Genomic DNA, 24,785 nt, shown 5'->3' on the forward strand with positions numbered 1-24,785 from the left:
GCACGCGCGAGATAAAATTCCGACTTAGATATTGATCCGCCGCTGACATCGCGGCGGATCAAAAATTCGTGCACGTCCGGATTGTTTCGGGCTCCTGTTTCCGATAAAATGAATTAATCGATTTTCGGCCGGACGACATTGGCATCCACCGGTACAGCCGGTTCAGACACGCTGACGACCCTTCCAGAAATTCGATCTAACCGGCCTGCGGAAGCGGGCTCTTACATTGTGTTATCTGAGAAGGAACTAACCCATGAGCATGGGAACCGTGAAGTGGTTTAACGCGACCAAGGGCTTCGGCTTCATCCAGCCCGACGACGGCGGCCAGGACGTATTCGTTCACATCAGCGCCGTGGAGCGCGCCGGTCTCGGCTCGCTGCGCGAAGGCCAGAAGATCTCCTACGAGATCGTGGCCGACCGCCGCTCGGGCAAGTCGGCGGCGGATAACCTCCGCGCCGCGGGCTGAGTTCTCGGCTTTCGGCCCCGATGGGCCGAAGCGAGCAAGACAAAGGAAAAGGCCGTGCATGACGCACGGCCTTTTTCATTCCAGGGTCGGCTCGCAAATCTCAACACGTCGACGGTACGCCGTTGTAGGGCACGCAGGTGACCTGGCGCGGCCGCGTGTAGGAGAGATCGCTTAGCGTTATGTTCGATTTCAACACGTAGCCGACGGTCGGCGTGTAAGTGTAGTTCGCCTCGCTCAGTATGAGATAGCTCGACGGAATCAAGAGTGTCGGCGGAATCATTGCGGTGACCTTGTCGCCGGCCTTCCGGGCCGAGGTCGCCAGCGTGGCTTGCGTCGCGCCGCTCGCAATGGTGCCGGCCCTGCTCCACTGGACCGTGGCGATGCTGTTGGCATCGATGTAGATCTGGGAAATGGTGCCCTTCACCAGCGTCGCGTCGTAAGGCATGATGACCGAGATGCTTGCCGTAAACGTGTTCTGCATGTCGGAATCGGCGAGCGTCGTCGACTGCGATGTCAAATCGGACAGTGTCCGCGCGATCAACGTGACTTTGCGGTCAATCGCCACGGCGGACGAGAATTCGACGGTGCCGAAGAACATGACCAGCATCAGCGGTACGATGACCGCGAATTCGGTCGCCGCGAGCGCGCGCTTGTCGGCGACGAAGTCGCGCACGGAGCAGCGTGCATTCCCCCAGATATTCGCAATCGCCTGCATTGGTCCGCTCAGATCCATCTGCCTCAGAAGGGTTCGTTCTTGAAGGCCACGGTCGCCACCATCAGCCGTTTGTTGCTGCATCCGGCGTTGTAGCCCAGGCCGGTGACGATGAGCGGCCATTGGTAGAACAGCCGCACCACGACGACCTGGCCGGAGGCCCCAGCATTGTACTGCATGCCGGTCGGGTTGAAATTGCAGGAATCGCCATAGCTGGTGAGGCTCAGCGTCCCGAAGGAGCTGGTGCTCACGACGTCGACATAGAGCTTGCTGCAATCAAACAGTGCCGGAATCTGGGTACAGACATAGGCCTTGAACGTTGTCTGGTCACACGCCGTGACCGAGTTGGGCGAGGTCTGGCAGGTCGCCACCGAACCGCCCTGCGCTTGCGCCTGGCCGGTCAGAATCGCGCGCGCGGAGTTCTGCGTGATGGTCTCGAGCACCTGGCTTGCGAAGAACATGAGCGCCGTCTCGATGATGGCGAACAGCAGCCCGAAAAACATCGGTGCGACCAACGCAAACTCGACGGCCGCGGAGCCGCGGCGGTTGCCGCGAAACCGGGCCAGCGCTTTCCGGATCGTGAACCTCGTAGGTGCAGGCGATGGCATCACGTCGAATTCCCCAGCAACAGGCGATCGTCTGCCCCGTTCAATAGCGGAAACTGATTGTCTAAATGTTCAGGCGATCCGCGTCCGGCGGACCGCGCCGTTAGGAATGCGTTAACCAGGCACGACCCCAGGGCGCATGGAAACACGGCGCGCGCGGAGAGACGTCGCCTCCCGGTCCGCAAGAGGCCGGGCGCGATCCTGCCCCGGCAGATCCGCCGGCCGGCTAGTTGGATTTGGCGCCCCCGCCGGCGCTGCCGCTGGCACTGCTGCTCAGCGAACCGGCCTGGCTCATCGTGTTGTTGAAGTAGGTGTCGCTGTCGCCGAGCGTCACGCGACGCTGGCAAAGCGGTACGCAGCTGTAGGACTCGCGCTCGATCCCGCGATAGACGGTGACGAGCCGGTCGCTCGGACCTTCAACCTGGATCTGGCGATCGACCAGGATTTCGCCGCCCCGGTCGAGCGCGATGAAGTTGGTCGCACCATAGCCCTTTCCGGTCACGACGATCATGCCGCCCGGCTGGAGCGTGACGTCGGCGATCAGGGGATTGCCGACCACGATGGTTGCCACCTTGCCGGGCAGCCGTACCAGCTTGGCCTGGTCGACACTGACGGCGATCGTGTCCACGGTGGACTCGGCAAGGCCGGCGGCCGGCCATGCCAGCACCGCAGCGGCAACCAGAAGACACACGCGCGCATGACGGCGCAGCAACTCTTTACGCATACTCTTACCCCCGGGACGTCACAAACCGGCAGAAGCGATCAGATAACAGCGGAGCCGGTGCCCGACCCGGCCAACCTGCCTTTAATTCATGAACGTTCCGCAAACTCGCCGATTATTGTTTGAACGGATAGGCGAGTTGGCCCCAGATCTCCTTCGGCATGGTCGCTTCGTCCTTGCCGTAATCCTGCGGCAGCTTCCCCTCCGGCATGCGGAAGGTGCCGAACAGCACGTCCCAGATCGGAAACGTCCCGGCGAAATTGGTGTCGCCGCCCTCTTCGAGCGAGGTATGGTGCCAACGGTGGAATACCGGCGTTGCCAGCACGTATTTGAACGGTCCGAAGGTCCAGTTCAGGTTGGCGTGCACGAAGGCCGAATGGAAGGTGGTGAACGGGCCGACCCAGATCATGACGTTGGGGGAGATACCGGCCATCAGCAGCACGACGTCGACGCTGATCGTTCCGAGCATGAGATTGACGGGATGGAAGCGGGCCGCGGAGATCCACCCGATTTCCTCCGACGAATGGTGCACGGCGTGGTACTTCCAGAAGCCACCGTCGTGGAAGAGCCGGTGCAGCCAGTACAGCATGAAATCGGACAGCACCAGGAATAGCAGAGCCTGAACCCACAGAGGCAGCTGCGACAGCAGACCATGGCCATTGTCGTAGAAGGCAATGAGTTCGTCGGCATCGTGGATGTTGAAGACGACGCTGGCGCCGATGATCAGAAGACCGATCCGCATGGTACGGGCGAACACCGGAACGAAGAACCAGTAGCAGATGTCGGTGATGATCTCCCGCTTGCGCCACCACGGCGCGCCGGGATTACAGGCCCAGAAATGCTCCAGCACGGTGAAGACGGCCGCGAGCACGAAGGTGACGGGGATCACCTTGACGATGGTCTCGCCGAGCATCAGGGCGACTTGCATGGGCAGGCTCGACATCGTCGCCTCTCTTGCGAATTCCAGTCCTGCCTACGCGTACTCCGCGAAATTTAAGGGAGCGTGAAGCAGGCACCACACTGCCGATGCATCCGGAACCGGAATGTATCGCAGCTGCCGCTTTAAGGCGAAATTCACTCTGGGTGAAAGCATCGCGCCGGACCAGTGTTTACCCGATCGGATTAACTTTACCGAAAGAGCTCGGCTCTCATGCTCTTCGCATCAGACAGCGCCGGACGAGGCGATCCTACCCAGACGGAGTTTTGTTCATGAAGAACTTGGTTGCGCGCTTCGCGAAGGATGAATCCGGCGCCACCGCCATCGAATACGGTCTGATCGCCGCCGGCATCGCGCTGGCCATCATCACCGTCGTCAACAATCTCGGCACCACGCTGAACGGCAAGTTCGGCTCGATCAGCACGTCGCTGAAGTAGGCAACCGACGACCGGCAGCAGAAGCCCCGGTCCTCCGGGGCCTTTGTTTTTCTGAAGACGGCAAGTTCCAGTGGCGTTGCACAAGTTCAGAACCGATGCCGCGGTCGCGGCGAAAGAGGTGGGGGCGGCTCAGGCCGGCTCGCCGGCCTATTGGATCTGCCTTGCGCTGCTGCTTGCGACGGTCGCGCTCGCCGCGCGCATTGCCAGCTTCTGGTGAAACGCATTCAGCATTCCCGGCCTCGCGTCCCTGTCGCCGTTGTCGGTTTGTTTAGCACTACGCGCTAGCATCCGGCGACGCCAGCTCCCGCGGCCAACCCAGGCCTCAAGACGCAGCCCATGATCCTCGACCTTGCGCGCCTTCTGCTCTTCCCGGCCCTGATGGCATTCGCCGCCGCGAGCGATCTCTTCACGATGACGATCTCGAACCGCGTGTCGCTGGCGCTGGTCGCGGGCTTCTTCGTGCTCGCCCTCGCCGGTGGCATGGCACCTTACGAGATCATGACGCATGTCGGCGCCGGCGCGCTCGTCCTGGTCGTGGCCTTCACCTGCTTTGCGATGGGCTGGGTGGGCGGCGGCGACGCCAAGGTCGCGGCTTCCGTCGCGCTCTGGTTCGGCTTCGCGCAGCTGATGAACTTCCTGCTCTACGCCTCGCTGTTCGGCGGCGCGCTGACGCTGCTCCTGCTCCAGTTTCGGCAATGGCCGCTGCCCTACGGGCTGGTGGGTCAGGCCTGGCTCGCACGGCTGCACGCCAAGGAGAGCGGCATTCCCTACGGCATCGCGCTCGCTCTGAGCGCGTTGATGGTCTACCCGGAGACCGAATGGGTGAAGGCGATCGACCTCGCTCACCTCGCACTGCGCTGAACGCACAGGGTAAACCCGGCGTTAAGGCGATTTAGATACGCCTCATTAACCATGCTTTGACGAATAGCTGGTCAACTGCCGATCACGGCGGCGGCAGCGCCGCAGCGTATTGTTGGAAAGTGAAGCGTATGAATAGGGCACGCATTGTCGTCCTGACGGTCGCCATCTGCGCCGGCGGCGTCGCCGCGTACCTGGCGAGCGGCACCGACAATTCTGCGCCGCCTCCGCTTCCGGTCGCGCAGCTGCCGACCGTCGACGTCCTCGTCGCCAAGAACGACATCGGCCTGGGCGAGACCGTGAAGCCGGAAGACCTGCAATGGCAGACCTGGCCGGCCGCGACCGCCAGCACCGCCTTCATCCGCCGCAACGAGCGTCCCGATGCCGCGACCCAGGTGAGCGGCTCGATCGCGCGCGCACCGTTCATTCAGGGTGAGCCGATCCGCGACCAGAAGCTGGTCAAGCCCGAAGGCTCGGGCTTCATGGCGGCAATCCTGCCCACCGGCATGCGGGCGATCTCGACCGAGATCTCGCCGGAGACCGGGGCTGGCGGCTTCATCCTGCCCAACGATCGCGTCGACGTGCTTCTCACGCGCCGGTTGAAGAACCCGGACCAGAGCAGCGGCGCCCCCGACGTCGTCACGTCCGAGATCATCCTGGCCAATATCCGCGTCCTGGCCATCGACCAGGCGCCCAAGGAGAAGGACGGCCAGAACACGGTGATCGGCAAGACCGTCACGCTCGAGCTTAATCCCGCGCAGACCGCAACGCTCTCCGCGGCGCGGCAGAGCGGCACGCTGTCGCTGGCGCTGCGCAGTATCGCCGACGTCAAGATGAGCGAAATCACGCTCGACGAGTCCGCGCAGAAGCGAGACGGCATTTCGATCATTCGCTACGGCATTCCAAGTCAGACGGCTAAGGCACGATGAAGACAGTCGATATGAGATGCAGGGCAGATTCGGCGACGATACGAACCTCACTGGTCCGCGCCCTGTCGTTTTCGGCCGCCTTCGCGCTGGCGTTCAACCCGGTGATCGCTGCCGATTACCGCCCCGTCGCGCCGGCCGCGGCGGACGGCCAGATCAACGCTCGCTTCCTCTCGCTCGGCGTCGGCAAGTCCATCGTGATCGACCTGCCGCGCGACATCAAGGACGTGCTGGTCGCCGATCCCAAGATCGCCAATGCGGTGGTTCGCTCGGCGCAGCGCGCCTATATCATCGGCGCCGCGGTCGGCCAGACCAACATCGTGTTCTTCGATTCCGCCGGTCAGCAGATTGCGGCCTATGACATCGCGGTCAAGCGCGATCTCAACGGCGTGCGGGCCGCGCTGAAGCAGGTCCTGCCCCATTCGGACATCCAGATCGACGGCCTCGGCGACGGCATCGTCCTGACCGGTACGGCTGCCAACCCGATGGAAGCGCAGCAGGCCAACGATCTCGCCGCGCGCCTGGCCGGCGGCCCCGACAAGGTAGTGAACTCGATCGTGGTGCGCGGCCGCGACCAGATCATGCTCAAGGTGACGGTGGCCGAGGTCCAGCGCAACATCGTCAAGCAGCTCGGCATCGACCTCACCGCCAATCTCAACTACGGCACCTCCGTGGTGAGCTTCACCAATTCGAACCCGTTCACAGCCTATGGCCGCAACCTGGTGGACAGCAACAATCTGACCACCAAGTTCGGCGCGACGCCGTCTGTGCAGGCCACCCTGCGTGCGATGGAAACCGCTGGCGTGATCCGCACGCTGGCCGAACCGAACCTGACCGCGATTTCCGGTGAATCGGCGACGTTCATCGCCGGCGGTGAATTCCCGGTCCCGGCGGGCTACGCGTGCGACCCCACCACGCATGTCTGTACCACCCAGATCAGCTTCAAGAAGTTCGGCATCTCGCTGAACTTCACGCCCGTGGTGCTGAGTGAAGGCAAGATCAGCCTGCGGGTGATGACCGAGGTCTCGGAGCTGTCGAACGACAATGCGATCACGCTGTCGCAGGCGGTGACCTCGACCACGGTGAACTCGCTGACGGTGCCCTCGATCAGGACCCGCCGCGCGGAGACCTCGCTGGAAATTCCCTCCGGCGGCGCGATGGCGATGGCCGGCCTGATCCAGCAGCAGACCAAGCAGGCGGTCAGCGGATTGCCGGGACTGATGCAGCTCCCGATCCTGGGCACGCTGTTCCGCAGCCGCGACTTCGTCAACAACGCGACCGAGCTGGTCGTGATCGTGACGCCTTACGTCGTTCGCGCGGTGGCGCCGAAGGACCTGTCGCGGCCGGATGACGGCTTCGCTCCGCCTGCGGATCCGCAGGCCCAGCTGATCGGCAATATCAACAGGCTCTACGGAGTGCCCGGACGGACCGAACCGGCCAAGAGCTACCGCGGCACCTACGGCTTCATCACCGACTGAGGCGGAACGGGGACTTCACGATGATCACGAGACCACCCCAGCTTCGCAGACGCGCCATCCGCCTCGGTGGCGCGCTCGTCGGCATGGCGCTTGCGCTCGGCGGCTGCCAGCACGATGAAATCGTCACGGCCTCCATTCCCGACGATTACAAGCAGCGCCATCCGATCGCGATCGAGGAGCAGAATCGCTCGATCGTCGTCTTCGTCGGCCATGCCCGCGGTGGATTGACCGCCGCCCAGCGCGCCGACGTGATGGGTGTCGCATCGACCTGGTTGCACGAAGGCACCGGCGCCATTCGCATCGACGTACCGTCCCATACGCCCAACGCTCGTCCGATCGCAGACACGATGCGAGAGATCCAGGCGATGCTGGCGGCGGCAGGCGTTCCGCCGCGCGGCGTCAGCATTCACCCCTATCGGCCGGAAGACAGGCGTTTCCTGCCGCCGATCCGGCTCACCTATTCCAGGATCGCCGCGGTCGCCGGTCCCTGCGGCCTGTGGCCTGAGGACATCGGCCCCTCGATGAAGAACAAGCGCTGGTTCGAAAACAAGGACTATTACAACTACGGCTGCGCCTCTCAGCGCAACCTCGCGGCCATGGTCGACAATCCGTCGGATCTGGAGCAGCCGCGGCCCGAAACTCCGTCATACACGCCGCGGCGCACCATGGCCTTCGAGAAGTATCGCAAGGGAGTCTCGACGGCGACCATCTATCCCCAAGCCGACAAGGCCAAACTCAGCGAAACCGGCAGATGATCAGCTACGCGCGCCAGCCACAAGAAGAGGAGCCGCAAGCCGCTCCTCCGCCGATGGAGGAGCATATTGCGCCTGCGCCGCGCGTCTCGGTCCAGGCCTTCTGCGAAACCGTGGAGACTGCCGCCGCAGTACAGGCGGCTGGCGAGGATCGCCGTCTCGGCAAGGCCCATCTGAAGATCCAGATGGGCGGCATGGCGGCCGCGATCGAAGCCTATCGCTCGGCCCCCACGCCGAACGTGATCGTGCTCGAGAGCGACGGCCGCAGCGATCTCTTGAGCGGGCTCGACCAACTCGCCACCGTCTGCGACGCCGGCACCCGCGTGGTCGTGATCGGCCGCATCAACGACGTGACGCTCTATCGCGAGCTGGTTCGCCGCGGCGTCAGCGACTACGTGCTCGCGCCGGTCGGCGCGATCGACGTCGTGCGCTCGATCTGCAACCTGTTCTCGGCGCCGGAAGCCAAGGCGGTCGGCCGCATCATCGCCGTGGTCGGCGCCAAGGGTGGCGTCGGGGCTTCCACCATCTCTCACAATGTCGCCTGGGCGATCGCGCGCGACCTTGCGATGGACGCAGTCGTCGCCGATCTCGACCTCGCCTTCGGCACCGCCGGGCTCGACTACAACCAGGACCCGCCGCAGGGCATTGCCGACGCCGTGTTCTCGCCCGACCGCGTCGACACCGCCTTCATCGACCGCCTGCTGTCGAAATGCACCGACCATCTCAGCCTGCTGGCGGCGCCTGCGACGCTCGACCGGGTCTATGATTTCGGCACCGACGCTTTCGACGCCGTGTTCGACACGCTGCGCTCCACCATGCCCTGCATTGTGCTCGACGTGCCACATCAATGGTCGGGCTGGACCAAGCGCGCCTTGATTGGAGCGGACGACATCCTGATCGTGGCCGCGCCTGATCTCGCCAACCTGCGCAATACCAAGAACCTGTTCGACCTATTGAAGGCCGCGCGCCCCAACGACCGGCCGCCGCTCTACTGCCTGAACCAGGTCGGCGTGCCGAAACGGCCCGAAATCGCCGCCACGGAGTTCGCCAAGGCGATCGAGAGTCAGCCGATCGTCTCGATCCCGTTTGAGCCGCAAATCTTCGGCTCGGCGGCCAACAACGGCCAGATGATCGCGGAGATCTCCGCCAACCACAAGTCGATCGAGATGTTCCTGCAGATCGCCCAACGCCTGACCGGCCGCAGCGAGACCAAGAAACAAAAGTCGTCCCTGCTTTCACCTCTGATTGAGAAGTTGCGGGGAAGATAGCCGCCGCATGGAGTTGTTAAGTGTTCGGTAAGCGTAGCGGAACAGACACCGACTTTCGGGCGCCCAAGCCCGGCGCCGTGTCGCACGAGCCTGCCCAGGCTCCGGCGCCGACGATATCGCGCGCGCCAGCTCCGCCGGCCGTCGCCTCGCCGCCGCTTGCCCCTGCCAAGATCGCGCCGCCTCCGGCCATGGAGAGCCGGCGTTCGGACAATTATTACGAGGTCAAAGCGACTATCTTCGGCGCACTGATCGAGGCGATCGACCTCGCCCAGCTCGCCAAGCTCGATTCTGAATCGGCGCGCGAGGAAATCCGCGACATCGTCAACGAGATCATCGCGATCAAGAACATCGTGATGTCGATCGCCGAGCAGGAGGAGCTGCTCGACGACATCTGCAACGATGTGCTCGGTTACGGTCCGCTGGAGCCTCTGCTCGCGCGCGACGATATCGCAGACATCATGGTGAACGGGGCCGGCACCGTCTTCATCGAAGTCGGCGGCAAGATCCAGCGCACCGGCATCCGTTTCCGCGACAACCAGCAGCTCCTCAACATCTGCCAGCGCATCGTCAGCCAGGTCGGACGCCGCGTCGACGAATCCTCGCCGATCTGCGACGCGCGCCTCGCCGACGGCTCCCGCGTCAACGCCATAGTGCCGCCGCTCGCGATCGACGGTCCCGCCCTCACCATTCGAAAATTCAAGAAGGACAAGCTGACGCTCGATCAGCTCGTCAAGTTCGGCGCGATCTCGCCGGAAGGCGCCGAGATCCTCCAGATCATCGGTCGGGTCCGCTGCAACGTGCTGATCTCCGGCGGTACCGGCTCGGGCAAGACCACGCTGCTCAACTGCCTCACCAACTACATCGAGCACGACGAGCGCGTCATCACCTGCGAGGACGCGGCCGAGCTCCAGCTCCAGCAGCCCCATGTGGTTCGGCTGGAAACCCGCCCGCCCAACATCGAGGGCGAGGGCCAGGTCACCATGCGCGAGCTGGTGCGCAACTGCCTGCGCATGCGGCCCGAACGCATCATCGTCGGCGAGGTCCGCGGACCCGAGGCCTTCGACCTGCTCCAGGCCATGAACACCGGCCATGACGGCTCGATGGGCACGCTGCACGCCAACAACCCGCGCGAGGCGCTGTCGCGCTGCGAATCCATGATCACGATGGGCGGCTTCTCCCTGCCCTCGCGAACCATCCGCGAGATGATCTGCGCCTCGATCGACGTCATTGTCCAGGCCGCGCGCCTGCGCGACGGCTCACGCCGTATCACCCACATCACCGAGGTGATGGGCATGGAAGGTGACACCATCATCACCCAGGACATCTTCCTCTACGACATGATCGGCGAGGACGCCAACGGCAAGATCATCGGGCGGCACCGCTCGACCGGCATCGGCCGCCCGAAGTTCTGGGAACGCGCCCGCTACTACGGCGATGAGAAGCGCCTTGCCGCTGCGCTCGACGCAGCGGAAGTCGCTCCGACGACGTGAGCAGGTCAGCGCCGCCATGAACATGCAGGTCCTCGCCCTCGCCTTCCTCGCCACCGCAGCGGTCGGTGGCATCGCCTGGGTCTTCCTCTATCCGCTGCTGTCCGGGGAACGAAAGGCGGAGAGCCGCCGCGCTTCGGTCGCGCGCGCCGAGGCGCCCATGGTCCGCCAGGCCGAGAAGACCCAGCGCTCGCGCCGCGAGCAGGTCGAGACCACGCTCAAGGACCTCGAGGCGCGGCGCGCCCAGGAGAAGAGCGTTCCGCTCAGCGTCCGCCTGTCGCAGGCGGGGCTTGACTGGACGCCGCAGAAGTTCTGGATCGTGTCCGCCGTCGTGGCCGGCGTGTTCTTCGCGGGCGCTCTGTTCGGCGGCGGCGGCCTGATCGGCGCCGCCGGTCTCGCCTTTGCCGGCGGCTTCGGCCTGCCACGCTGGGCACTCAACTTCCTGAAGAAGCGCCGCGAGGCCAAGTTCCTGGCTGCGCTGCCCGACGCGGTTGACGTGATCGTTCGCGGCATCAAGGCGGGCCTTCCGCTGTTCGAATCGATCAAGGTCGTGGCCGCCGATTCTCCCGAGCCGCTGCGCAGCGAGTTCCTGGCGATCATCGAGACGCAGACGATCGGCATGCCGCTGGGCGAGGCCTGCGCACGGCTCTACGAGCGCATGCCGCTGCCGGAGGCCAATTTCTTCGGCATCGTGGTGTCGATCCAGCAGAAGTCGGGCGGCAACCTCTCCGAGGCGCTCGGCAACCTCTCCAAGGTGCTGCGCGATCGCAAGAAGATGAAGGAAAAGATCCAGGCGATGTCGATGGAAGCCAAGGCCTCGGCCGGCATCATCGGTTCGCTGCCGCCCATCGTGATGTTCCTCGTCTATCTCACGACGCCGCAATACATCGCCCTGCTTTGGACTCATCCTACCGGGCAGCTGATGCTGGTCGGCTGCGTCGTCTGGATGTCGATCGGCGTCATGGTGATGAAGAAGATGATCAACTTCGATTTCTGACGGTGCCGTATGGTCGAATTCCTCGTCTCGAAACTGCACGACGTCCGTTTCATGACCATGCTGCTCGCGGCCATCGCCGCCAGCGCAACCGTGTATACGCTGGTGATGCCGTTGTTCGCCGGCGAGGGTCTCTCCAAGCGCATGAAAGCGGTGGCGAGCGAGCGCGAGCGCATCCGGCAGCGCGAGCGTGAGCGCCTTCTCAAGAGCGAAAAGGTCTCCCTGCGCCAGACACCGAAGCAACTCGTTTCCAAGGTGGTCGAGGACTTCAACCTCACCAAATGGCTCGCGCAGGAAGCAGCGCGGGACAAGCTCATCATGGCAGGTTACCGCGGCCAGGCACCCTACATCACCTTCCTGTTTGCCCGCATGGTCGCCCCGATCGTGCTCTTCATCGGCTCGGCCCTCTACGTCTTCGTGATCGCGCGTATGGAACAGGCGCTGCCGGTCAAGATCGGCATCTGCATTGGCGCTGCCTATCTCGGCCTTCAGGCGCCGATGCTGTTCCTCAGGAATGCGATCGCCAAGCGCCAGCTCTCGATCAAGCGCGCGTTTCCCGACGCGCTCGACCTGCTCCTGATCTGCATCGAATCCGGCATGTCGGTCGAGATGGCGTTCCGGAAGGTTGCGACCGAGATCGTGGGCCAGTCGATCGCGCTGTCGGAAGAGTTTACCCTGACGACGGCCGAGCTGTCCTATTTGCAGGATCGCAAGGTCGCCTATGAGAACTTGGCACGGCGTACCGGGCTCGAGGGCGTCAAGTCGGTGTGTCTGGCGCTTCAGCAGGCGGAGCGCTACGGCACCCCGCTCGGCCATTCCTTGCGCGTCATGGCGCAGGAGAACCGCGACATGCGCATGAACGAGGCCGAGAAGAAGGCCGCCGCCCTGCCGCCGAAGCTGACGGTGCCGATGATCCTGTTCTTCCTGCCGGTGCTGTTCGTGGTCATTCTCGGACCGACTGCCATCAAGGTCACGGAGTTGCAATGAGCCAGAGCGGACCGCGCGGTTCGCCGCTCAGGCCAGGTCCGGGCGAACAGATCTGATCAGTCGGACTGGCTGAGCGAAGCAACCGGCGTCCGCTTCGGTGCACCGCGCGGAGCGTCGCTGCGGCTGAGCATGTCCTTGAGATAGGCGACATTGGCCGCGGCCTGGTCCGGAGGCAGGTCCGCTTTCACGATGGTCTCCGCTTCCGCGAAGCGGCCCTGGAGACCGACGACCAGGGCGAGGTTCTGCCGCACCCGCGCGCTCGCACGCGGCGAGGCGTAGGCCTGCCGCAACGCCTCTTCGGCTTTCGGCAGCTCTCTCGACAACATATAGGACAGGCCGAGATTGGAGAGCACGCCGGGATCACCCGGTGCGATCTTCAGCGCGCTCGCGTAATAGGATCGCGCCTCCTCGTGACGGCCCATCTGGTCCAGCGCCGTGCCCTGCACCGAAAGCAGGCGCCAGTCCGGATTGTCGGGTGAATGCGCCTTCGACAGGACGTCGTAAGCCTGCTGGAAATTGCCATTGTCGGCGAGTGCGCGGCCGTACTGGGCGAGCAGCGCCTTGTTGCCGGGATTGGCGATGGTCGCCTGCTCGAGCACGGCGGCGGCCTGGGCGCGCTGGCCGTTGGCGCGCAGGGCCTGTCCGTAGCCGAGCGCGGCATCGGCATCCTTGGGATTGGCGCGGTAGCGCTCGCCATAGACTTCGACGGCACGCGCTGGATCGGTGGGCGCGCGATTGGTGGGAGCCGCCTCCGCCCTAGCGCCGACCGAGCCGGTGACGTCGGAGAGCTTTGACATTGCCGTGCAGCCGCCGAGATTCACCGCCACCATCGCGACGAGCGAGGCGGATGCAAGAAGCCGGGCAGGACTGAACCGTTGACGCATGACGCTTTGACTCTCGAGCGGATGGATCGAGCCGAACGCGCCAGCAATAGACTGTTAACCCTAATGGCGGGTTAACGGGGAACCCCGCCCCAGGGCTTCTTCGGCCCGGTCAATATTCGATGGCGAGCCGCCTGCGGATTTCGTCGATGCGCTTGTCGAGCGCATCGAACCGCGCGTGGACGGAGCGATCGTGGAGATAGAAGACATAACCGCCGGCAAGGAACGCGAAGATCCAGTGGTGATGCTCGATATAGCCAAAAATCGCCTCGACGGCCTGGCCGACGAATGTGACCGCGCTCCACACAAATTCCATCGCATTCCTCCGGCGCTTCCTCGTCGGTCGCCGGCGATCTCAACATCTGGCGGCCGCACCCCCGAACCTAGCATGGCCCCCTTGCGGCGAGTAGCGGTCGCCGAACGGTGACGGCAAAGCCCGATTGCAGCGGCGGCGAAACTCTGCGAAGTCTCGTCCGTTCGCATGACCCGCTTGATCTGACGATCCGGACCCGCCAATGCCCTCTATCTTCGAGACGTCGCCCACCGCCATCCCCATCACTTTCGTGACCAAATCGAGTTGGGATCAGGCCGCCGAGACGCTGCCGCCGGCGCAACGCCAGTTCGCCGCCGCGAGTGCCTTTGCCGGCAAGCCGGGCGGCTATCTGGCGCTGCCCGCGCCGGACGGGGCGATTGCGCAGGTGCTGTTCGGCCTCGAGGATGAGGGTGCAAGATCGCGCGACCTGTTCCGCCCCGGCGCCCTGCCCGGCCTGCTGCCGCCGGGCACCTATCGCTTTGCCAACGCACCGCACGATCCGAGGCTGGCGGCGCTCGCCTTCGCACTGGGGTGCTACCGCTACGCCCGCTACCGCAAGGCTGATCGCCCCAAGGTCCGGTTGGTGCCGCCTGACGGTGTCGACGCGGCCGAGATCGAGCGGATCGCTGATGCCGCAATGCTGGCGCGCGACCTCATCAATACGCCGTCCAACGACATGGGCCCGGAGGAACTCGCCACAGTCGCGCAAGCGCTCGCAACCGAGTTCGGCGCGAGCTTCGCCTGCACCATCGGCGCGGATCTGAAGACGAATTTCCCGCTGATCCACGCCGTCGGCATGGCCTCCAGCCGCGCGCCGCGGCTGATCGACATCGGCTGGGGCGATCCTGATCATCCCAAGGTGACGCTGGTCGGCAAGGGCGTGTGTTTCGACACCGGCGGGCTCGACCTCAAGCCGTCGAGCGGCATGCTGATCATGAAGAAGGACATGGGCGGTGCCGCAAACGTGCTCGCGCTCGCGCGCATGGTGATGGACGCGAAGCTGAAGGTGCGGCTGCGCGTGCTGATTCCGGCGGTGGAGAACGCGGTTGCCGGCAATGCCTTCCGCCCCCTCGACATCTTCACCTCGCGCAAGGGCATTACCGTCGAGATCGGCAATACCGACGCCGAAGGCCGGCTCGTGCTCGCCGACGCGCTGGCGCTCGCCGACGAAGAGAAACCCGACCTGCTGATCGACCTGGGCACGCTGACCGGCGCGGCGCGCGTCGCACTGGGGCCGGATCTACCACCCTATTACACCAATGATGAGACGCTGGCCGCCGACGTCGCGCGTTGCGCGGTGAAGGAGAACGATCCGCTGTGGCGCATGCCGCTGTGGCCGCCCTACGATGCCTGGCTGGACTCCAAGACGGCTACCATCACCAACGCACCGTCCGGCGGCTTCGCCGGCTCGATCACCTGCGCGCTGTTCCTGCAACGTTTCGTCGAGCACGCCAGAAGTTGGCTGCATGTCGACATCTACGGCTGGACGCCGTCGGCGAAGCCGGCGCGGCCCGAGGGCGGCGAGTGCCAGGCCGCGCGCGCCATCTACGCATTGCTGAGCGAGCGCTATGCATGATCCAAGATACGATCCAAGGCTGACGCCGGCGCGGGGCGACATCGCCGCGAAATATCTCGAAGGCAAGGTCGAGGCGGAGCGCTTCGTCACCGGCGAGGAATTCGAGGTGGTCGAGGCGCTCGCGCCGATGCGCGAGCAGCCGTCGTCCAACGCTATGCTGATGACGGAGGCGCTACGCGGCGAGCGCGTCACCATCTACGACCGCAACGGCGAGGGCTGGGCCTGGGGCCAGCTCAATGGCGACGGCTATGTCGGTTGGCTTCCCGACGCGGCGCTCCTGAAGCCGACGGCCGCGCCGACGCACAAGGTCAGCGCGCTGCGGACGTTTGCGTTCCCTGGTCCCTCGATCAAGCTACCGCCCGCCGACACGCTGGCGCTCGGATCAAAGCTCGCAATCGTGCGTGTGGATGGGGCCTTCGCGGTCACGCGGGAAGGAACGTTCCTGCCGAAGTTGCACCTTGTTCCGCTCGATCATCGCGAACCGGACTTCGTCGCCGTCGCCGAGCGCTTCGTTGGCACGCCCTATCTGTGGGGCGGCAAGAGCAGTTTCGGGATCGACTGCTCCGGCCTCGTGCAGGTGTCGCTGACATCGGCAGGCATCGGCTGCCCGCGCGACAGCGACATGCAGCAGGCCGGACTCGGCCGCGCGCTGGAGCCTCATGAGCAAGGCAGCTTGCTGCGCGGCGATCTGATCTTCTGGAAGGGCCACGTCGCCATCGTCCGCGACGGCAGCACCATGGTTCACGCCAATGCCTATCACATGGCGACCGTGATCGAACCGATCGAGCCCGCGATTGCGCGGATCAGGCAGGCCGGCAGCGAGGTCACCGCGATCAAGCGACTCTAGCGGGCCTGCCTCGACCATTGCGCCTCGTTCCACAAACACACGACGCTTTCTGTTTTTGAACGACCGCATTGGGCCGGGCAGCAAGTATGGGCTCACGGCGAGCTTGTTGACCGCACCATGTCGATCCACATCTCACCGCACCGGCAGCACGATGCACCGGCTGGTGATGGAGATCGACTATGACTGGACTCAAGATTCTCGCTGCCGCGGCTTTGCTGTCGGGCCTGACCTTAAGCACCGCCTACGCGCAGTCCGGCTTTGCAAGCAGCCATCCGGATACGTACGAGGCCGAGCACCCCAATCGCAACCTGGATGGCACACTGACGCCCGCAGGTCGGATGGGCCTCGAGTTCCCGGATGGCGCGGCTCCTGCGCCGGGAAAGGACAACGCCCTGGCTCGCATGGACGGCGCCGCATCGCGTTCTTGCGCGGAGCGCTACCGATCCTACGATCCGGCAACGAGCACCTACATCGGTCGAGACGGTCGCCGCTATCTCTGCAGGTAACGCCGCGAGTTGCGGACCTGCATCCGCGGCAGGATTTGAGGCGGACGCTGAGGCGGCGCCTCGAATCTTCCCGAGCATTTCGCCTTCGTCCCTCGACGGACAGGTCGCAGTCCCCGCGAATGACGAAAGCTACGTCGCCACCGCCCCGTTCCCCGCCGTTTCCAGCCGGAACGCAGCCGCGAACAGGGCGCGCGTGTAATCCGTCTTCGGATTCTTGAACAACTCGGCGGCCTGGCCTTCCTCCACCACCTTGCCGCCGCGCATCACGATGAGATGGCTGGCGAGCGAGGCGACGACGCGCAAATCGTGCGAGATGAACATGTAGGTGAGATCGCGCTTGCGCTGGAGCTCGCGCAAGAGGTCGACCATCTGCGCCTGGAACAGCATGTCGAGCGCGCTGGTCGGCTCGTCCAGCACGACGAAATCCGGCTCCAGCACCACCGCACGCGCGATGCTGATGCGCTGGCGCTGGCCGCCGGAGAATTCATGCGGGTAGCGATAGCGGGTGTCCGGCTGCAGCCCGACATCCTCGAGCGCCTTGACGACGCGCGCCTCGCGCTCCTCGCGCGACAGCTTCGGCTGATGCACGGAGAGACCCTCGGCGATGATGTCGGCGACCGACATGCGGGGGCTGAGCGAGCCGAACGGATCCTGGAACACGATCTGCATGTCGCGCCGGAAGGGCCGCATCTCCTTGAAGCGCAGGCCCTGGATGTCCTTGCCCAAGAACACGATGCGCCCGTTCGAGGAGATCAGCCGCAGCAATGCGAGCCCCAGCGTGGTCTTGCCCGAGCCTGATTCGCCGACGACTCCAAGCGTCTCGCCCTTGCGCACGGCGATGCTGACGCCATCGACCGCCTTGATGTGGCCGACCGTCTTGCGCATCAAGCCGCGCTTGATCGGAAACCAGACTTTGAGATCATTGGTCGACATCACCACCGGCGCATCCGGCTGCGGCGGCGCCGGATCCGGCTTCGGCTCCGCCGCGAGCAGGTCGCGCGTATAGGGATGCTTCGGGATCTTGAAGACCTGCTCGACCGGCCCCTGCTCGACGATCACGCCACCCTTCATGACGCAGACGGTGTCGGCGATGCGGCGGACGATGCCGAGATCGTGGGTGATGAACAGCAGGCTCATGCCGAGCCGCGAACGGATCTCGGCGAGAAGCGCCAGGATCTGCGCCTGCACGGTGACGTCGAGCGCCGTGGTCGGCTCGTCCGCGATCAAGAGGTCCGGTTCGTTGGCGAGCGCCATCGCGATCATCACGCGCTGGCGCTGGCCGCCGGAGAGCTGGTGCGGATAGCTCTTCAGCCGCGTCTCGGGCTCGGGAATGCCGACCTGCGTCAGCAACTCCAGCGTCCGCCTGCGCGCCTCGGCATTGCTGGTGGGATTGTGCAGCTGGATGATCTCGCAGATCTGCGCCTCGATCGTGTGCAGCGGATTGAGCGAGGTCATCGGCTCCTGGAAGATGATGGAGATGTCGCTGCCGCGAATCTCGCGCATCTGCTGCTCGGAGCGGTCGATCAGCTCCTGCCCCTTGAAGCGGATGCTGCCCGAGGGATGCGACGCGTTCGGATAGGGCAACAGCTTCAGGATCGAAAGCGCGCTGACCGACTTGCCGGAGCCGGACTCGCCGACCAGCGCCACGCATTCGCCGCGCTTGATCTGGAACGAGACCTTGTCGACCGCGAGCGTGGTGGCGCCGCCCTGGTGGAAGGCCACCGAAAGGTCGCGCACGCTGAGCAGGGGCTGGTTGATTGCGTCCATCGGACTACCTGAACGTCTTGCGCGGATCGAAGGCGTCGCGCACGGCCTCGCCGACGAAGATCAACAGCGACAGCATGATCGCAACCGAGAAGAAGCCGGAGAAGCCAAGCCAGGGTGCCTGCACATTGGACTTGGCCTGCGACAGCAATTCGCCGAGCGAAGGCGATCCCGGCGGCAGGCCGAAGCCCAGGAAATCGAGCGCCGTCAGCGTCATCACCGAGCTGGACACGATGAAGGGCAGGAACGTCATGGTCGCGACCATCGCGTTCGGCAGCAGGTGGCGGAACATGATGACCGGGTTGGAGACGCCGAGCGCCCGCGCCGCCTGGATGTATTCGAAGTTGCGCCCGCGCAGGAACTCGGCCCGCACGAGACCGACCAGCGAGACCCAGGAGAACAGCAGGAGGATGCCGAGCAGCACGAAAAAGCCGGGCACGAGGACCGAGGACAGGATCAAGAGAAGGTAGAGCGAAGGAATCGCCGTCCAGATCTCGATGAAGCGCTGGAAGATCAGGTCGACCCGGCCGCCGAAATAGCCCTGCACCGCCCCCGCCGCGATGCCGATGACGGACGAGACGATCGTGAGACAAAGTCCGAACAGCACCGAGATGCGGAAGCCGTAGATCAATCGCGCGACCACGTCGCGGCCCTGATCGTCGGTGCCGAGCCAGTTATATTCGAGGTCGCGGCAGCTCTTCAGCCCCTTCTTCTCCACCACCGGCTGGCACTGCTTCTCCGTCAACATCCAGGTCGGCGGCGACGGCGCCGGCGTCGGCAAGTCGAGATTGTGAGTATCGTAGGAATAGCGGATCAGGGGCCAGACGATTGTGCCGTTCTTGTCCTTGATGAGCTTCTGCAAATAGGGATCGCGATAGTCGGCCGCAGTTTCGAAATCACCGCCGAAGGTCGTTTCCGAATAGGTCACGAAGGCGGGCCAATACAGCCGGCCGTCGAACTTGATCAGGAAGGGCCGATCATTGGCGATCAGCTCGGCGAACAGCGAGATCACGAACAGGCTGATGAAGATCCAGAACGACCAGTAGCCGCGCCGGTTGGCCTTGAAGTTCTGCCACCGCCGCCTGTTGAGCGGCGAAGGCGCGAACGGCTTGCGCGTGATCGGCACCGAACCGCCGAGCGGCGATTTCGCCGTGGTTTCGATCGGCGTCGTTGGGGCGGCCAGCGTCATCAGACCTCCCGCGCCTCGAAATCGATCCGGGGGTCGATCCACATATAGGTCAGGTCGGAGATCAGGTTGATCACGAGACCGACCAGCGAAAAGATGTAAAGCGTACCGAACACCACGGGATAGTCGCGGTTGAGCACGCTCTCGAAGCTGAGCAGCCCCAGCCCGTCGAGCGAGAAGATGGTCTCGATCAGGAGCGAGCCTGAAAAGAAGGCGTGGATGAAGGTCCCGGGGAAGCCGGCGATCACGATCAACATCGCATTGCGGAAGACATGGCCGTACAGCACCCGGTTCTCGCTGCACCCCTTGGCGCGCGCGGTCATGACGTATTGCTTGCGGATCTCGTCCAGGAACGAGTTCTTGGTCAGGAACGTCATGGTGGTGAACGCGCCGAGGCCCATGGCGATCAGCGGCAGCGTCAGATGCCAGAAATAGTCGATGATCTTCCAGTACCAGGGAAACTCCGACCACCCGTCTGACGTCAACCCGCGCAGCGGAAACCAGTTGAAGAAGGAGCCGCCGGCGAACAGGATGATCAGAAGAATGGCGAAGAGGAATCCGGGAATGGCATAGCCGAGCACGAGGACGGTCGATGTCCAGGTGTCGAGGCGCGTACCGTCCTTCATCGCCTTGCGGATGCCGAGGGGAATCGAGATCAGATAGGTGATCAGCGTCAGCCAGATCCCGAGCGAGATCGAGACCGGCAGCTTCTCCTTGATGAGCTGGATCACGCTGACATCGCGAAAATAGCTCTTGCCGAAATCGAAACGGGCGAAATTCCAAACCATCAGCGCGAAGCGTTCCGGTGCCGGCTTGTCGAAGCCGAACTGCACCTCCAGCTTCTTGATGAAATCAGGATCGAGCCCCTGCGCACCGCGATATTTGGAGTTGATGGCGTCGCCCCCGGCACCGACCTGCCCAGGCGCGCGCTGCGCAAAATCGCTGCCGCCCGAAATGCGGGACGTGCCGCCGGTGTCGGCGCCCGAGAGCTGCGCGATCACGCGCTCGACCGGGCCGCCCGGCGCGAACTGCACGACGATGAAGGACACGAAGAGGATCCCGAGCAGCGTCGGGATCATCAGGAGGATGCGGCGGGCGATATAGGCACTCATGGCTATTTTGCCTGCTCGAGCTTGGCCGCCTTGGCGGGTTCATGCCACCAGATGTCGGGCGCGCCGACTCCGTTGGCATAACGCGGCAGCTTCTGCGGATGACCGAACTGGTCCCAATAGGCCAGCCGGTGCGTCTTGTTGTACCATTGCGGCACCCAATAGCGGCCGGCGCGGAACAACCGATCGAAAGCGCGGCAGGCGACGGTCAGCTCTTCGCGGCTGTCAGCCGACATGATTTTCTCGATCATGGCGTCGATGGCCGGGCTAGCGATGCCCGCGAGATTGTACGAACCCTTGGTGTTCGCGACCTGCGAGGAGAAGAACGAGCGCATGGCGTCGCCTGGCGTCGCGGACATGCTGAAGCGTTGGATCGTCATGTCGAAATCGAAGTCGTCCTGACGCGCCCTGTATTGCACCGGATCGACGAGGCGCACGTTCGCTTCAATACCGAGCGTCCCGAGGTTTTTGATGTAGGGCGCATGATGCGGCTGGAAGGAAGGTTCGTCCAACAGGAACTCGATCTTGAACACCTCGCCATTCGGCAGCATCCGCTTGCCGTCCTTGATCGGCACGCCGGCTTCGTTCAGCAATTGCTGTGCTTTGCGCAACAGGGTGCGGTCTTGTCCGGAGCCGTCCGTGACCGGCGGCGTGAATGGTGCCGTGAAAACGTCGTCCGGAACCTGGCCGCGAAACGGCTCCAGCAGCTTCAGCTCTTCCGGCGAAGGCGGAGCATCGCCCGCCATGAGGTCCGAGTTCTGGAATGGCGACACCGTACGGGCATAGGCGCCGTACATGATGGTCTTGTTGGTCCACTCGAAATCGAAGGCATTGGTCAAGGCCTCGCGCACGCGCGGGTCTTTGAATTTCTCGCGTCGCGTGTTGATGAACCAGCCTTGCGCTCCGGACGGAGTGTCATCGGGCACGACCTCCATCTTGACCCGGCCATCCTTCACGGCCGGAAAGTCATAGCGCGTTGCCCAGATGCGCGAGGTGAACTCTTCGCGATAGAGATAGCTCTTGCCGGTGAAACCTTCGAAGGCGACGTCGCGGTCGCGATAGAACTCGTAGCGCACGACATCGAAATTGTAGCTGCCGCGGCAAACCGGCAGATCGGCGGCCCACCAATCCTTGACCCGCTCGAATTCGATGTAGCGGTTGACCTCGAACCTGCCGACCTTGTACGGACCGGAGCCGAGCGGAACGTCCAGCGTCGATTCGTCGAAGGGCCGGGACGCGTAGTACGCTTTCGAAAAGATCGGAAGTCCGGCGGCATAGAGCGGCACGTCACGGGCGCGCCCCTTGGCAAAGGTGACGACGAGCGTCGCGTCGTCGATCGCTTCCGCGCTCACCACGTCGCGCATCTGCACGGTAATCAGCGGGTGGCCCTTGGCCTTCAGCGTCGTCAGCGAGAACGCCGCATCATGCGCGGTGAGCTTGGTGCCGTCGTGAAATTTCGCCTCCGGCCGCATCGTGAAGCGGTAGACCAGCCTGTCCGGCGATATCTGCACGGATTTTGCGGCAAGTCCGTACATCGCGTCCGGCTCGTCGCTGCCGCGCACCATCAGCGGCGAAAAGGTCATGTCCATGCCTTGCGCGCCATCGCCCTTGAGGATGTAGGCGTTGAGCGAGTTGAAGGTCTGGTAGGACTGGTTATACGACCTCGTCGATGGGATGAGCGAGAACGTGCCGCCCTTCGGCGCAGACGGATTGACGTAGTCGAAATGGTGGAAATCGGCGGGATATTTGAGATCGCCGAACGCAGAGATGCCGTGAGCCTCGGTCCCGACTTCCGATGCACACGCACTGCGCAACGGCGCACCAATGGACGCCCCGAGGGCGCCGCCAACACCCAAGGCCAGCACATGGCGGCGTGACATCTGCGTCATGCGGGGAATGTCCTTCACGACTTCTTTGCGATCCGCGCCGCCTTGTCTGCGTCGTACCACCAGATGAACGGGAAACCGGACTGACCATATCTGGGCAATTCCGCCGGCCGGCCGAAGCGATCCCAGCGCGCGGTGCGCACCTTATTGTAGGTCCACTGCGGCACGACATAGTGATTCCACAGCAGTACGCGGTCCAGCGCCTTGGTTGCGGCCACCAGATCGTCGCGATCGGTGGCGTAGATCACCCGTTCGATCAACTTGTCGATCGCGGGATTCTTGATGCCGCCGATGTTGCGCGACCCGGCGATATCGGCCGTCTTGGACGACCAGAACTCGCGCTGCTCGTTCCCCGGCGACTGCGACTCGCCCCACGAGTTGGTGACGATATCGAAGTCCCACTCGCGCGTCCTGTTCTCGTACTGGGTCGGATCGACCGTCCGCACACTGACGGCAATGCCAAGCCGTTCCAGGGACGGCTTGTAGAACAGCGTGATCCGCTCGAAGCTCGGATCCGAGTTCAGCAATTCCAGGGTGAACTGGGCGCCGGTCTTGACGTCGACCAGCTTGCGGTCGCGCACCTCATAGCCGGCCTCCTTGAACAGGCGCAGCGCCTCGCGAAGATTCTCCCGGACGGCCTCCGGGCTGCCGCCAACCGGATTGGTGTAGGCCGTCGTGAAGACCTCGGGCGGAACCTGGGCGCGGACGGTCTCGAGGATTTCGAGCTCCTTCCCTTGCGGCAGTCCGGTCGCCATCAGATCTTCAATGCCATCGAAATAGCTGCTGATGCGCTTGTACTGACCGTAGAAGATCTGCTTGTTCATCTCCTCGAAGTCGAACGCGTAGTTGAGCGCACGACGCACGCGGGGATCGCTGAACTTGGCGCGGCGCAGGTTCGGCACGAAGGCCTGCATCACGCCCGAACTGCGGTTGACGAACTCCTCGAGGATCACCCGCTTTTCGGTCACGGCCGGGAAGTCGTAGGCGGTCGCCCAGTTCTTCGCGCTGTTCTCGGTGCGCCAATCGACCTGGTCGGCCTTGAAGGCCTCGATCGCGACAGTGGCGTCGCGGAAATATTCGTAGCGCAGCTCGTCGAAATTGTTGCGGCCAACATTCGCGGGAAGGTCGCGGCCCCAATAGTCCTTGACGCGCTCCAGCGCGATCGACCGACCAGCCACAAATTCCTTGACCCTGTAGGGGCCGGAACCGAGCGGCACTTCCAGCGTGGTGGCGGAGACGTCGCGCTTGCGGCCCTGCGCGTCCGTCCCCTCCCACCAATGCTTCGGCAAGACCGTGAGCTGTCCGACGATCTGCGGCAATTCGCGGTTGCCGGGCGCGTCGAATACGAACTTCACTTCGCGCTCGCCGACCTTCTCGGCCTTCACCACATGGCTGTAATAGGCCGAATACATCGGGTGATGCTTCTTGAAGGAATCGAGCGAGAAGATCACGTCCTCCGGCGTGACGGGCTTGCCGTCATGCCATTTCGCCTGCGACCGCAAACGATAGGTGACGAAGGAGAAATCGTCCGGGTGGCTGACCGCTTCGGCCAGCGCGCCGTACTCGGTCGAGACCTCGTCAAGCGAGGGCGTCATGAGGGATTCGTAGATGAAGGCGACGGCACCGGCGACCTGCCCCTTCACACCTGATACGACGATGTTGAAATTGTCGAACGTGCCGACGGCGATCTGGCGCGCGATGCCGCCTTTGGGCGCCTCCGGATTGACGTAGTCGAAGCGCTTGAAGTCGGCGGGGTACTTGACCTTTCCGAACAGCGACAGCGCGTGGCGCCAGGGCAGCTCATTGGAAGACTGCGCTTCGGCCGCGCCGACGACGGGAACGCCCGCGACGGAACCGAGGGCGGGGAGCGCTGCGGCCGCAGTGCCGGTGAGCAGAAGATCGCGTCGGGTAATGGCCAAATCAACATCCCTGTCTTGAAGGAGGCTACTCCTTTAAGTTTCCAATATAGGCGAGGTTTCGACGGAAAATATGTTGCTTTTTCCTCATCTTGGAAGGCTGGACTGCCTGGCAGATGCGGCCAAACGCCCCGATAACGTCGTCGCAAGGCCCGGATAGCGAAACGGCCAGG

At 63.9% G+C, this 24,785-nt stretch carries 25 protein-coding genes; 14 read left to right on the top strand and 11 right to left on the bottom strand.

The window, feature by feature from the left end; all coding sequences use genetic code 11:
* Window positions 1-253: 253 nt before the first annotated feature.
* Window positions 254-466 carry a cold-shock protein gene (locus ACSHT2_RS16500; RefSeq protein WP_014439634.1) on the top strand — a complete coding sequence of 71 codons (213 nt, stop codon included), beginning with the start codon at window positions 254-256 and terminating at the stop codon, window positions 464-466.
* Window positions 467-566: 100 nt separating this feature from the next.
* Here ACSHT2_RS16500 and ACSHT2_RS16505 read toward each other — a convergent pair whose 3' ends face one another.
* From ACSHT2_RS16505 to ACSHT2_RS16520, 4 genes are all read right to left on the bottom strand, one after another.
* Complete coding sequence (locus ACSHT2_RS16505) at window positions 567-1,181, bottom strand: TadE/TadG family type IV pilus assembly protein (protein ID WP_319328940.1); 615 nt, start codon at window positions 1,179-1,181, stop codon at window positions 567-569.
* A 23-nt stretch (window positions 1,182-1,204) separates the two neighbouring features.
* On the bottom strand, window positions 1,205-1,786 hold the full coding sequence (locus ACSHT2_RS16510) for a TadE/TadG family type IV pilus assembly protein (protein WP_440642480.1): 582 nt from the start codon (window positions 1,784-1,786) through the stop codon (window positions 1,205-1,207).
* Between the two features lie 223 nt (window positions 1,787-2,009).
* Window positions 2,010-2,507, bottom strand: a complete 498-nt coding sequence (locus ACSHT2_RS16515; protein WP_440642481.1) for a pilus assembly protein N-terminal domain-containing protein — start codon at window positions 2,505-2,507, stop codon at window positions 2,010-2,012.
* A gap of 112 nt (window positions 2,508-2,619) precedes the next feature.
* Window positions 2,620-3,447, bottom strand: a complete 828-nt coding sequence (locus tag ACSHT2_RS16520; protein ID WP_440642482.1) for a sterol desaturase family protein — start codon at window positions 3,445-3,447, stop codon at window positions 2,620-2,622.
* A 266-nt stretch (window positions 3,448-3,713) separates the two neighbouring features.
* On the opposite strand from ACSHT2_RS16520, the gene ACSHT2_RS16525 reads away from it, so the two are divergent.
* The 10 genes from ACSHT2_RS16525 to ACSHT2_RS16570 all read left to right on the top strand — a co-directional run bounded on the left by ACSHT2_RS16525 (window position 3,714) and on the right by ACSHT2_RS16570 (window position 12,628).
* A complete protein-coding gene (locus tag ACSHT2_RS16525) occupies window positions 3,714-3,878 on the top strand; it encodes a Flp family type IVb pilin (RefSeq protein WP_440642483.1) in 165 nt (54 codons plus the stop codon).
* Window positions 3,879-3,948: 70 nt separating this feature from the next.
* Entirely contained in the window at window positions 3,949-4,095 is a 147-nt protein-coding gene (locus ACSHT2_RS16530; RefSeq protein ID WP_370115901.1) for a hypothetical protein, read from the top strand.
* 119 nt (window positions 4,096-4,214) lie between these two features.
* On the top strand, window positions 4,215-4,739 hold the full coding sequence (locus tag ACSHT2_RS16535; protein WP_440642484.1) for an A24 family peptidase: 525 nt from the start codon (window positions 4,215-4,217) through the stop codon (window positions 4,737-4,739).
* 128 nt (window positions 4,740-4,867) lie between these two features.
* Window positions 4,868-5,665, top strand: coding sequence for a Flp pilus assembly protein CpaB (cpaB, locus tag ACSHT2_RS16540; RefSeq protein WP_440642485.1), 798 nt, complete (start codon window positions 4,868-4,870; stop codon window positions 5,663-5,665).
* An 11-nt stretch (window positions 5,666-5,676) separates the two neighbouring features.
* Window positions 5,677-7,140 (top strand): type II and III secretion system protein family protein, encoded by a 1,464-nt coding sequence (locus ACSHT2_RS16545; protein WP_319328932.1) that lies wholly within the window; start codon window positions 5,677-5,679, stop codon window positions 7,138-7,140.
* A gap of 20 nt (window positions 7,141-7,160) precedes the next feature.
* Window positions 7,161-7,895: a CpaD family pilus assembly protein gene (locus ACSHT2_RS16550; protein WP_319328931.1), complete on the top strand. Its 735-nt coding sequence runs from the start codon at window positions 7,161-7,163 to the stop codon at window positions 7,893-7,895.
* Complete coding sequence (locus ACSHT2_RS16555; RefSeq protein WP_440642486.1) at window positions 7,892-9,160, top strand: AAA family ATPase; 1,269 nt, start codon at window positions 7,892-7,894, stop codon at window positions 9,158-9,160. The genes ACSHT2_RS16550 and ACSHT2_RS16555 overlap by 4 nt, the downstream gene beginning before the upstream one ends.
* 20 nt (window positions 9,161-9,180) lie before the next feature.
* On the top strand, window positions 9,181-10,650 hold the full coding sequence (locus tag ACSHT2_RS16560) for a CpaF family protein (protein ID WP_440642487.1): 1,470 nt from the start codon (window positions 9,181-9,183) through the stop codon (window positions 10,648-10,650).
* A 16-nt stretch (window positions 10,651-10,666) separates the two neighbouring features.
* Window positions 10,667-11,644 carry a type II secretion system F family protein gene (locus tag ACSHT2_RS16565; RefSeq protein ID WP_440642488.1) on the top strand — a complete coding sequence of 326 codons (978 nt, stop codon included), beginning with the start codon at window positions 10,667-10,669 and terminating at the stop codon, window positions 11,642-11,644.
* A gap of 9 nt (window positions 11,645-11,653) precedes the next feature.
* A complete protein-coding gene (locus ACSHT2_RS16570; protein WP_440642489.1) occupies window positions 11,654-12,628 on the top strand; it encodes a type II secretion system F family protein in 975 nt (324 codons plus the stop codon).
* A 56-nt stretch (window positions 12,629-12,684) separates the two neighbouring features.
* Here the strand turns inward: ACSHT2_RS16570 and ACSHT2_RS16575 are convergent, their stop codons facing one another.
* The gene (locus ACSHT2_RS16575) at window positions 12,685-13,512 is read right to left on the bottom strand and encodes a tetratricopeptide repeat protein (protein WP_440642490.1); all 828 of its coding nucleotides are present in this window, start codon (window positions 13,510-13,512) and stop codon (window positions 12,685-12,687) included.
* A 109-nt stretch (window positions 13,513-13,621) separates the two neighbouring features.
* Window positions 13,622-13,825 carry a hypothetical protein gene (locus ACSHT2_RS16580; RefSeq protein ID WP_440642491.1) on the bottom strand — a complete coding sequence of 68 codons (204 nt, stop codon included), beginning with the start codon at window positions 13,823-13,825 and terminating at the stop codon, window positions 13,622-13,624.
* 199 nt (window positions 13,826-14,024) lie between these two features.
* Between ACSHT2_RS16580 and ACSHT2_RS16585 the strand changes: the two genes are divergently transcribed.
* From ACSHT2_RS16585 to ACSHT2_RS16595, 3 genes are all read left to right on the top strand, one after another.
* Window positions 14,025-15,398 (top strand): leucyl aminopeptidase family protein, encoded by a 1,374-nt coding sequence (locus tag ACSHT2_RS16585; protein ID WP_440642492.1) that lies wholly within the window; start codon window positions 14,025-14,027, stop codon window positions 15,396-15,398.
* Window positions 15,391-16,245 (top strand): C40 family peptidase, encoded by an 855-nt coding sequence (locus ACSHT2_RS16590; RefSeq protein ID WP_440642493.1) that lies wholly within the window; start codon window positions 15,391-15,393, stop codon window positions 16,243-16,245. The genes ACSHT2_RS16585 and ACSHT2_RS16590 overlap by 8 nt, the downstream gene beginning before the upstream one ends.
* Before the next feature lie 179 nt (window positions 16,246-16,424).
* Window positions 16,425-16,751 carry a BA14K family protein gene (locus ACSHT2_RS16595; RefSeq protein WP_440642494.1) on the top strand — a complete coding sequence of 109 codons (327 nt, stop codon included), beginning with the start codon at window positions 16,425-16,427 and terminating at the stop codon, window positions 16,749-16,751.
* Window positions 16,752-16,880: 129 nt separating this feature from the next.
* Here the strand turns inward: ACSHT2_RS16595 and ACSHT2_RS16600 are convergent, their stop codons facing one another.
* Genes ACSHT2_RS16600 through ACSHT2_RS16620 form a run of 5 tightly spaced genes read right to left on the bottom strand, consistent with a single transcriptional unit; the run spans window position 16,881 to window position 24,615 of the window.
* Window positions 16,881-18,518, bottom strand: a complete 1,638-nt coding sequence (locus ACSHT2_RS16600) for an ABC transporter ATP-binding protein (protein WP_440642495.1) — start codon at window positions 18,516-18,518, stop codon at window positions 16,881-16,883.
* Between the two features lie 4 nt (window positions 18,519-18,522).
* Window positions 18,523-19,704 carry an ABC transporter permease gene (locus tag ACSHT2_RS16605; RefSeq protein WP_319328914.1) on the bottom strand — a complete coding sequence of 394 codons (1,182 nt, stop codon included), beginning with the start codon at window positions 19,702-19,704 and terminating at the stop codon, window positions 18,523-18,525.
* Window positions 19,704-20,813, bottom strand: coding sequence for a microcin C ABC transporter permease YejB (locus ACSHT2_RS16610; protein WP_440642496.1), 1,110 nt, complete (start codon window positions 20,811-20,813; stop codon window positions 19,704-19,706). The genes ACSHT2_RS16605 and ACSHT2_RS16610 overlap by 1 nt, the downstream gene beginning before the upstream one ends.
* Window positions 20,814-20,815: 2 nt before the next feature.
* Window positions 20,816-22,699 (bottom strand): extracellular solute-binding protein, encoded by a 1,884-nt coding sequence (locus tag ACSHT2_RS16615; RefSeq protein WP_440642497.1) that lies wholly within the window; start codon window positions 22,697-22,699, stop codon window positions 20,816-20,818.
* A 14-nt stretch (window positions 22,700-22,713) separates the two neighbouring features.
* Complete coding sequence (locus ACSHT2_RS16620) at window positions 22,714-24,615, bottom strand: extracellular solute-binding protein (protein ID WP_440642498.1); 1,902 nt, start codon at window positions 24,613-24,615, stop codon at window positions 22,714-22,716.
* Window positions 24,616-24,785 lie beyond the last annotated feature (170 nt).

It is taken from the genome of Bradyrhizobium sp. PUT101 (assembly GCF_052043945.1).
Lineage (GTDB): Bacteria > Pseudomonadota > Alphaproteobacteria > Rhizobiales > Xanthobacteraceae > Bradyrhizobium.

Bases quoted from the DNA above. Each gene is read 5' to 3' on its own strand.
- ACSHT2_RS16595 (WP_440642494.1), top strand. From the start codon at position 16,425: ATGACTGGACTCAAGATTCTCGCTGCCGCGGCTTTGCTGTCGGGCCTG.
- ACSHT2_RS16550 (WP_319328931.1), top strand. From the start codon at position 7,161: ATGATCACGAGACCACCCCAGCTTCGCAGACGCGCCATCCGCCTCGGT.
- ACSHT2_RS16600 (WP_440642495.1), bottom strand. From the start codon at position 18,518: ATGGACGCAATCAACCAGCCCCTGCTCAGCGTGCGCGACCTTTCGGTG.
- ACSHT2_RS16570 (WP_440642489.1), top strand. From the start codon at position 11,654: ATGGTCGAATTCCTCGTCTCGAAACTGCACGACGTCCGTTTCATGACC.
- ACSHT2_RS16510 (WP_440642480.1), bottom strand. From the start codon at position 1,786: ATGCCATCGCCTGCACCTACGAGGTTCACGATCCGGAAAGCGCTGGCC.
- ACSHT2_RS16605 (WP_319328914.1), bottom strand. From the start codon at position 19,704: ATGACGCTGGCCGCCCCAACGACGCCGATCGAAACCACGGCGAAATCG.
- ACSHT2_RS16555 (WP_440642486.1), top strand. From the start codon at position 7,892: ATGATCAGCTACGCGCGCCAGCCACAAGAAGAGGAGCCGCAAGCCGCT.
- ACSHT2_RS16505 (WP_319328940.1), bottom strand. From the start codon at position 1,181: ATGCAGGCGATTGCGAATATCTGGGGGAATGCACGCTGCTCCGTGCGC.
- ACSHT2_RS16610 (WP_440642496.1), bottom strand. From the start codon at position 20,813: ATGAGTGCCTATATCGCCCGCCGCATCCTCCTGATGATCCCGACGCTG.
- ACSHT2_RS16615 (WP_440642497.1), bottom strand. From the start codon at position 22,699: ATGACGCAGATGTCACGCCGCCATGTGCTGGCCTTGGGTGTTGGCGGC.
- ACSHT2_RS16535 (WP_440642484.1), top strand. From the start codon at position 4,215: ATGATCCTCGACCTTGCGCGCCTTCTGCTCTTCCCGGCCCTGATGGCA.
- ACSHT2_RS16545 (WP_319328932.1), top strand. From the start codon at position 5,677: ATGAGATGCAGGGCAGATTCGGCGACGATACGAACCTCACTGGTCCGC.
- ACSHT2_RS16520 (WP_440642482.1), bottom strand. From the start codon at position 3,447: ATGTCGAGCCTGCCCATGCAAGTCGCCCTGATGCTCGGCGAGACCATC.
- ACSHT2_RS16515 (WP_440642481.1), bottom strand. From the start codon at position 2,507: ATGCGTAAAGAGTTGCTGCGCCGTCATGCGCGCGTGTGTCTTCTGGTT.
- ACSHT2_RS16575 (WP_440642490.1), bottom strand. From the start codon at position 13,512: ATGCGTCAACGGTTCAGTCCTGCCCGGCTTCTTGCATCCGCCTCGCTC.
- ACSHT2_RS16500 (WP_014439634.1), top strand. From the start codon at position 254: ATGAGCATGGGAACCGTGAAGTGGTTTAACGCGACCAAGGGCTTCGGC.
- ACSHT2_RS16580 (WP_440642491.1), bottom strand. From the start codon at position 13,825: ATGGAATTTGTGTGGAGCGCGGTCACATTCGTCGGCCAGGCCGTCGAG.
- cpaB (WP_440642485.1), top strand. From the start codon at position 4,868: ATGAATAGGGCACGCATTGTCGTCCTGACGGTCGCCATCTGCGCCGGC.
- ACSHT2_RS16525 (WP_440642483.1), top strand. From the start codon at position 3,714: ATGAAGAACTTGGTTGCGCGCTTCGCGAAGGATGAATCCGGCGCCACC.
- ACSHT2_RS16585 (WP_440642492.1), top strand. From the start codon at position 14,025: ATGCCCTCTATCTTCGAGACGTCGCCCACCGCCATCCCCATCACTTTC.
- ACSHT2_RS16590 (WP_440642493.1), top strand. From the start codon at position 15,391: ATGCATGATCCAAGATACGATCCAAGGCTGACGCCGGCGCGGGGCGAC.
- ACSHT2_RS16565 (WP_440642488.1), top strand. From the start codon at position 10,667: ATGAACATGCAGGTCCTCGCCCTCGCCTTCCTCGCCACCGCAGCGGTC.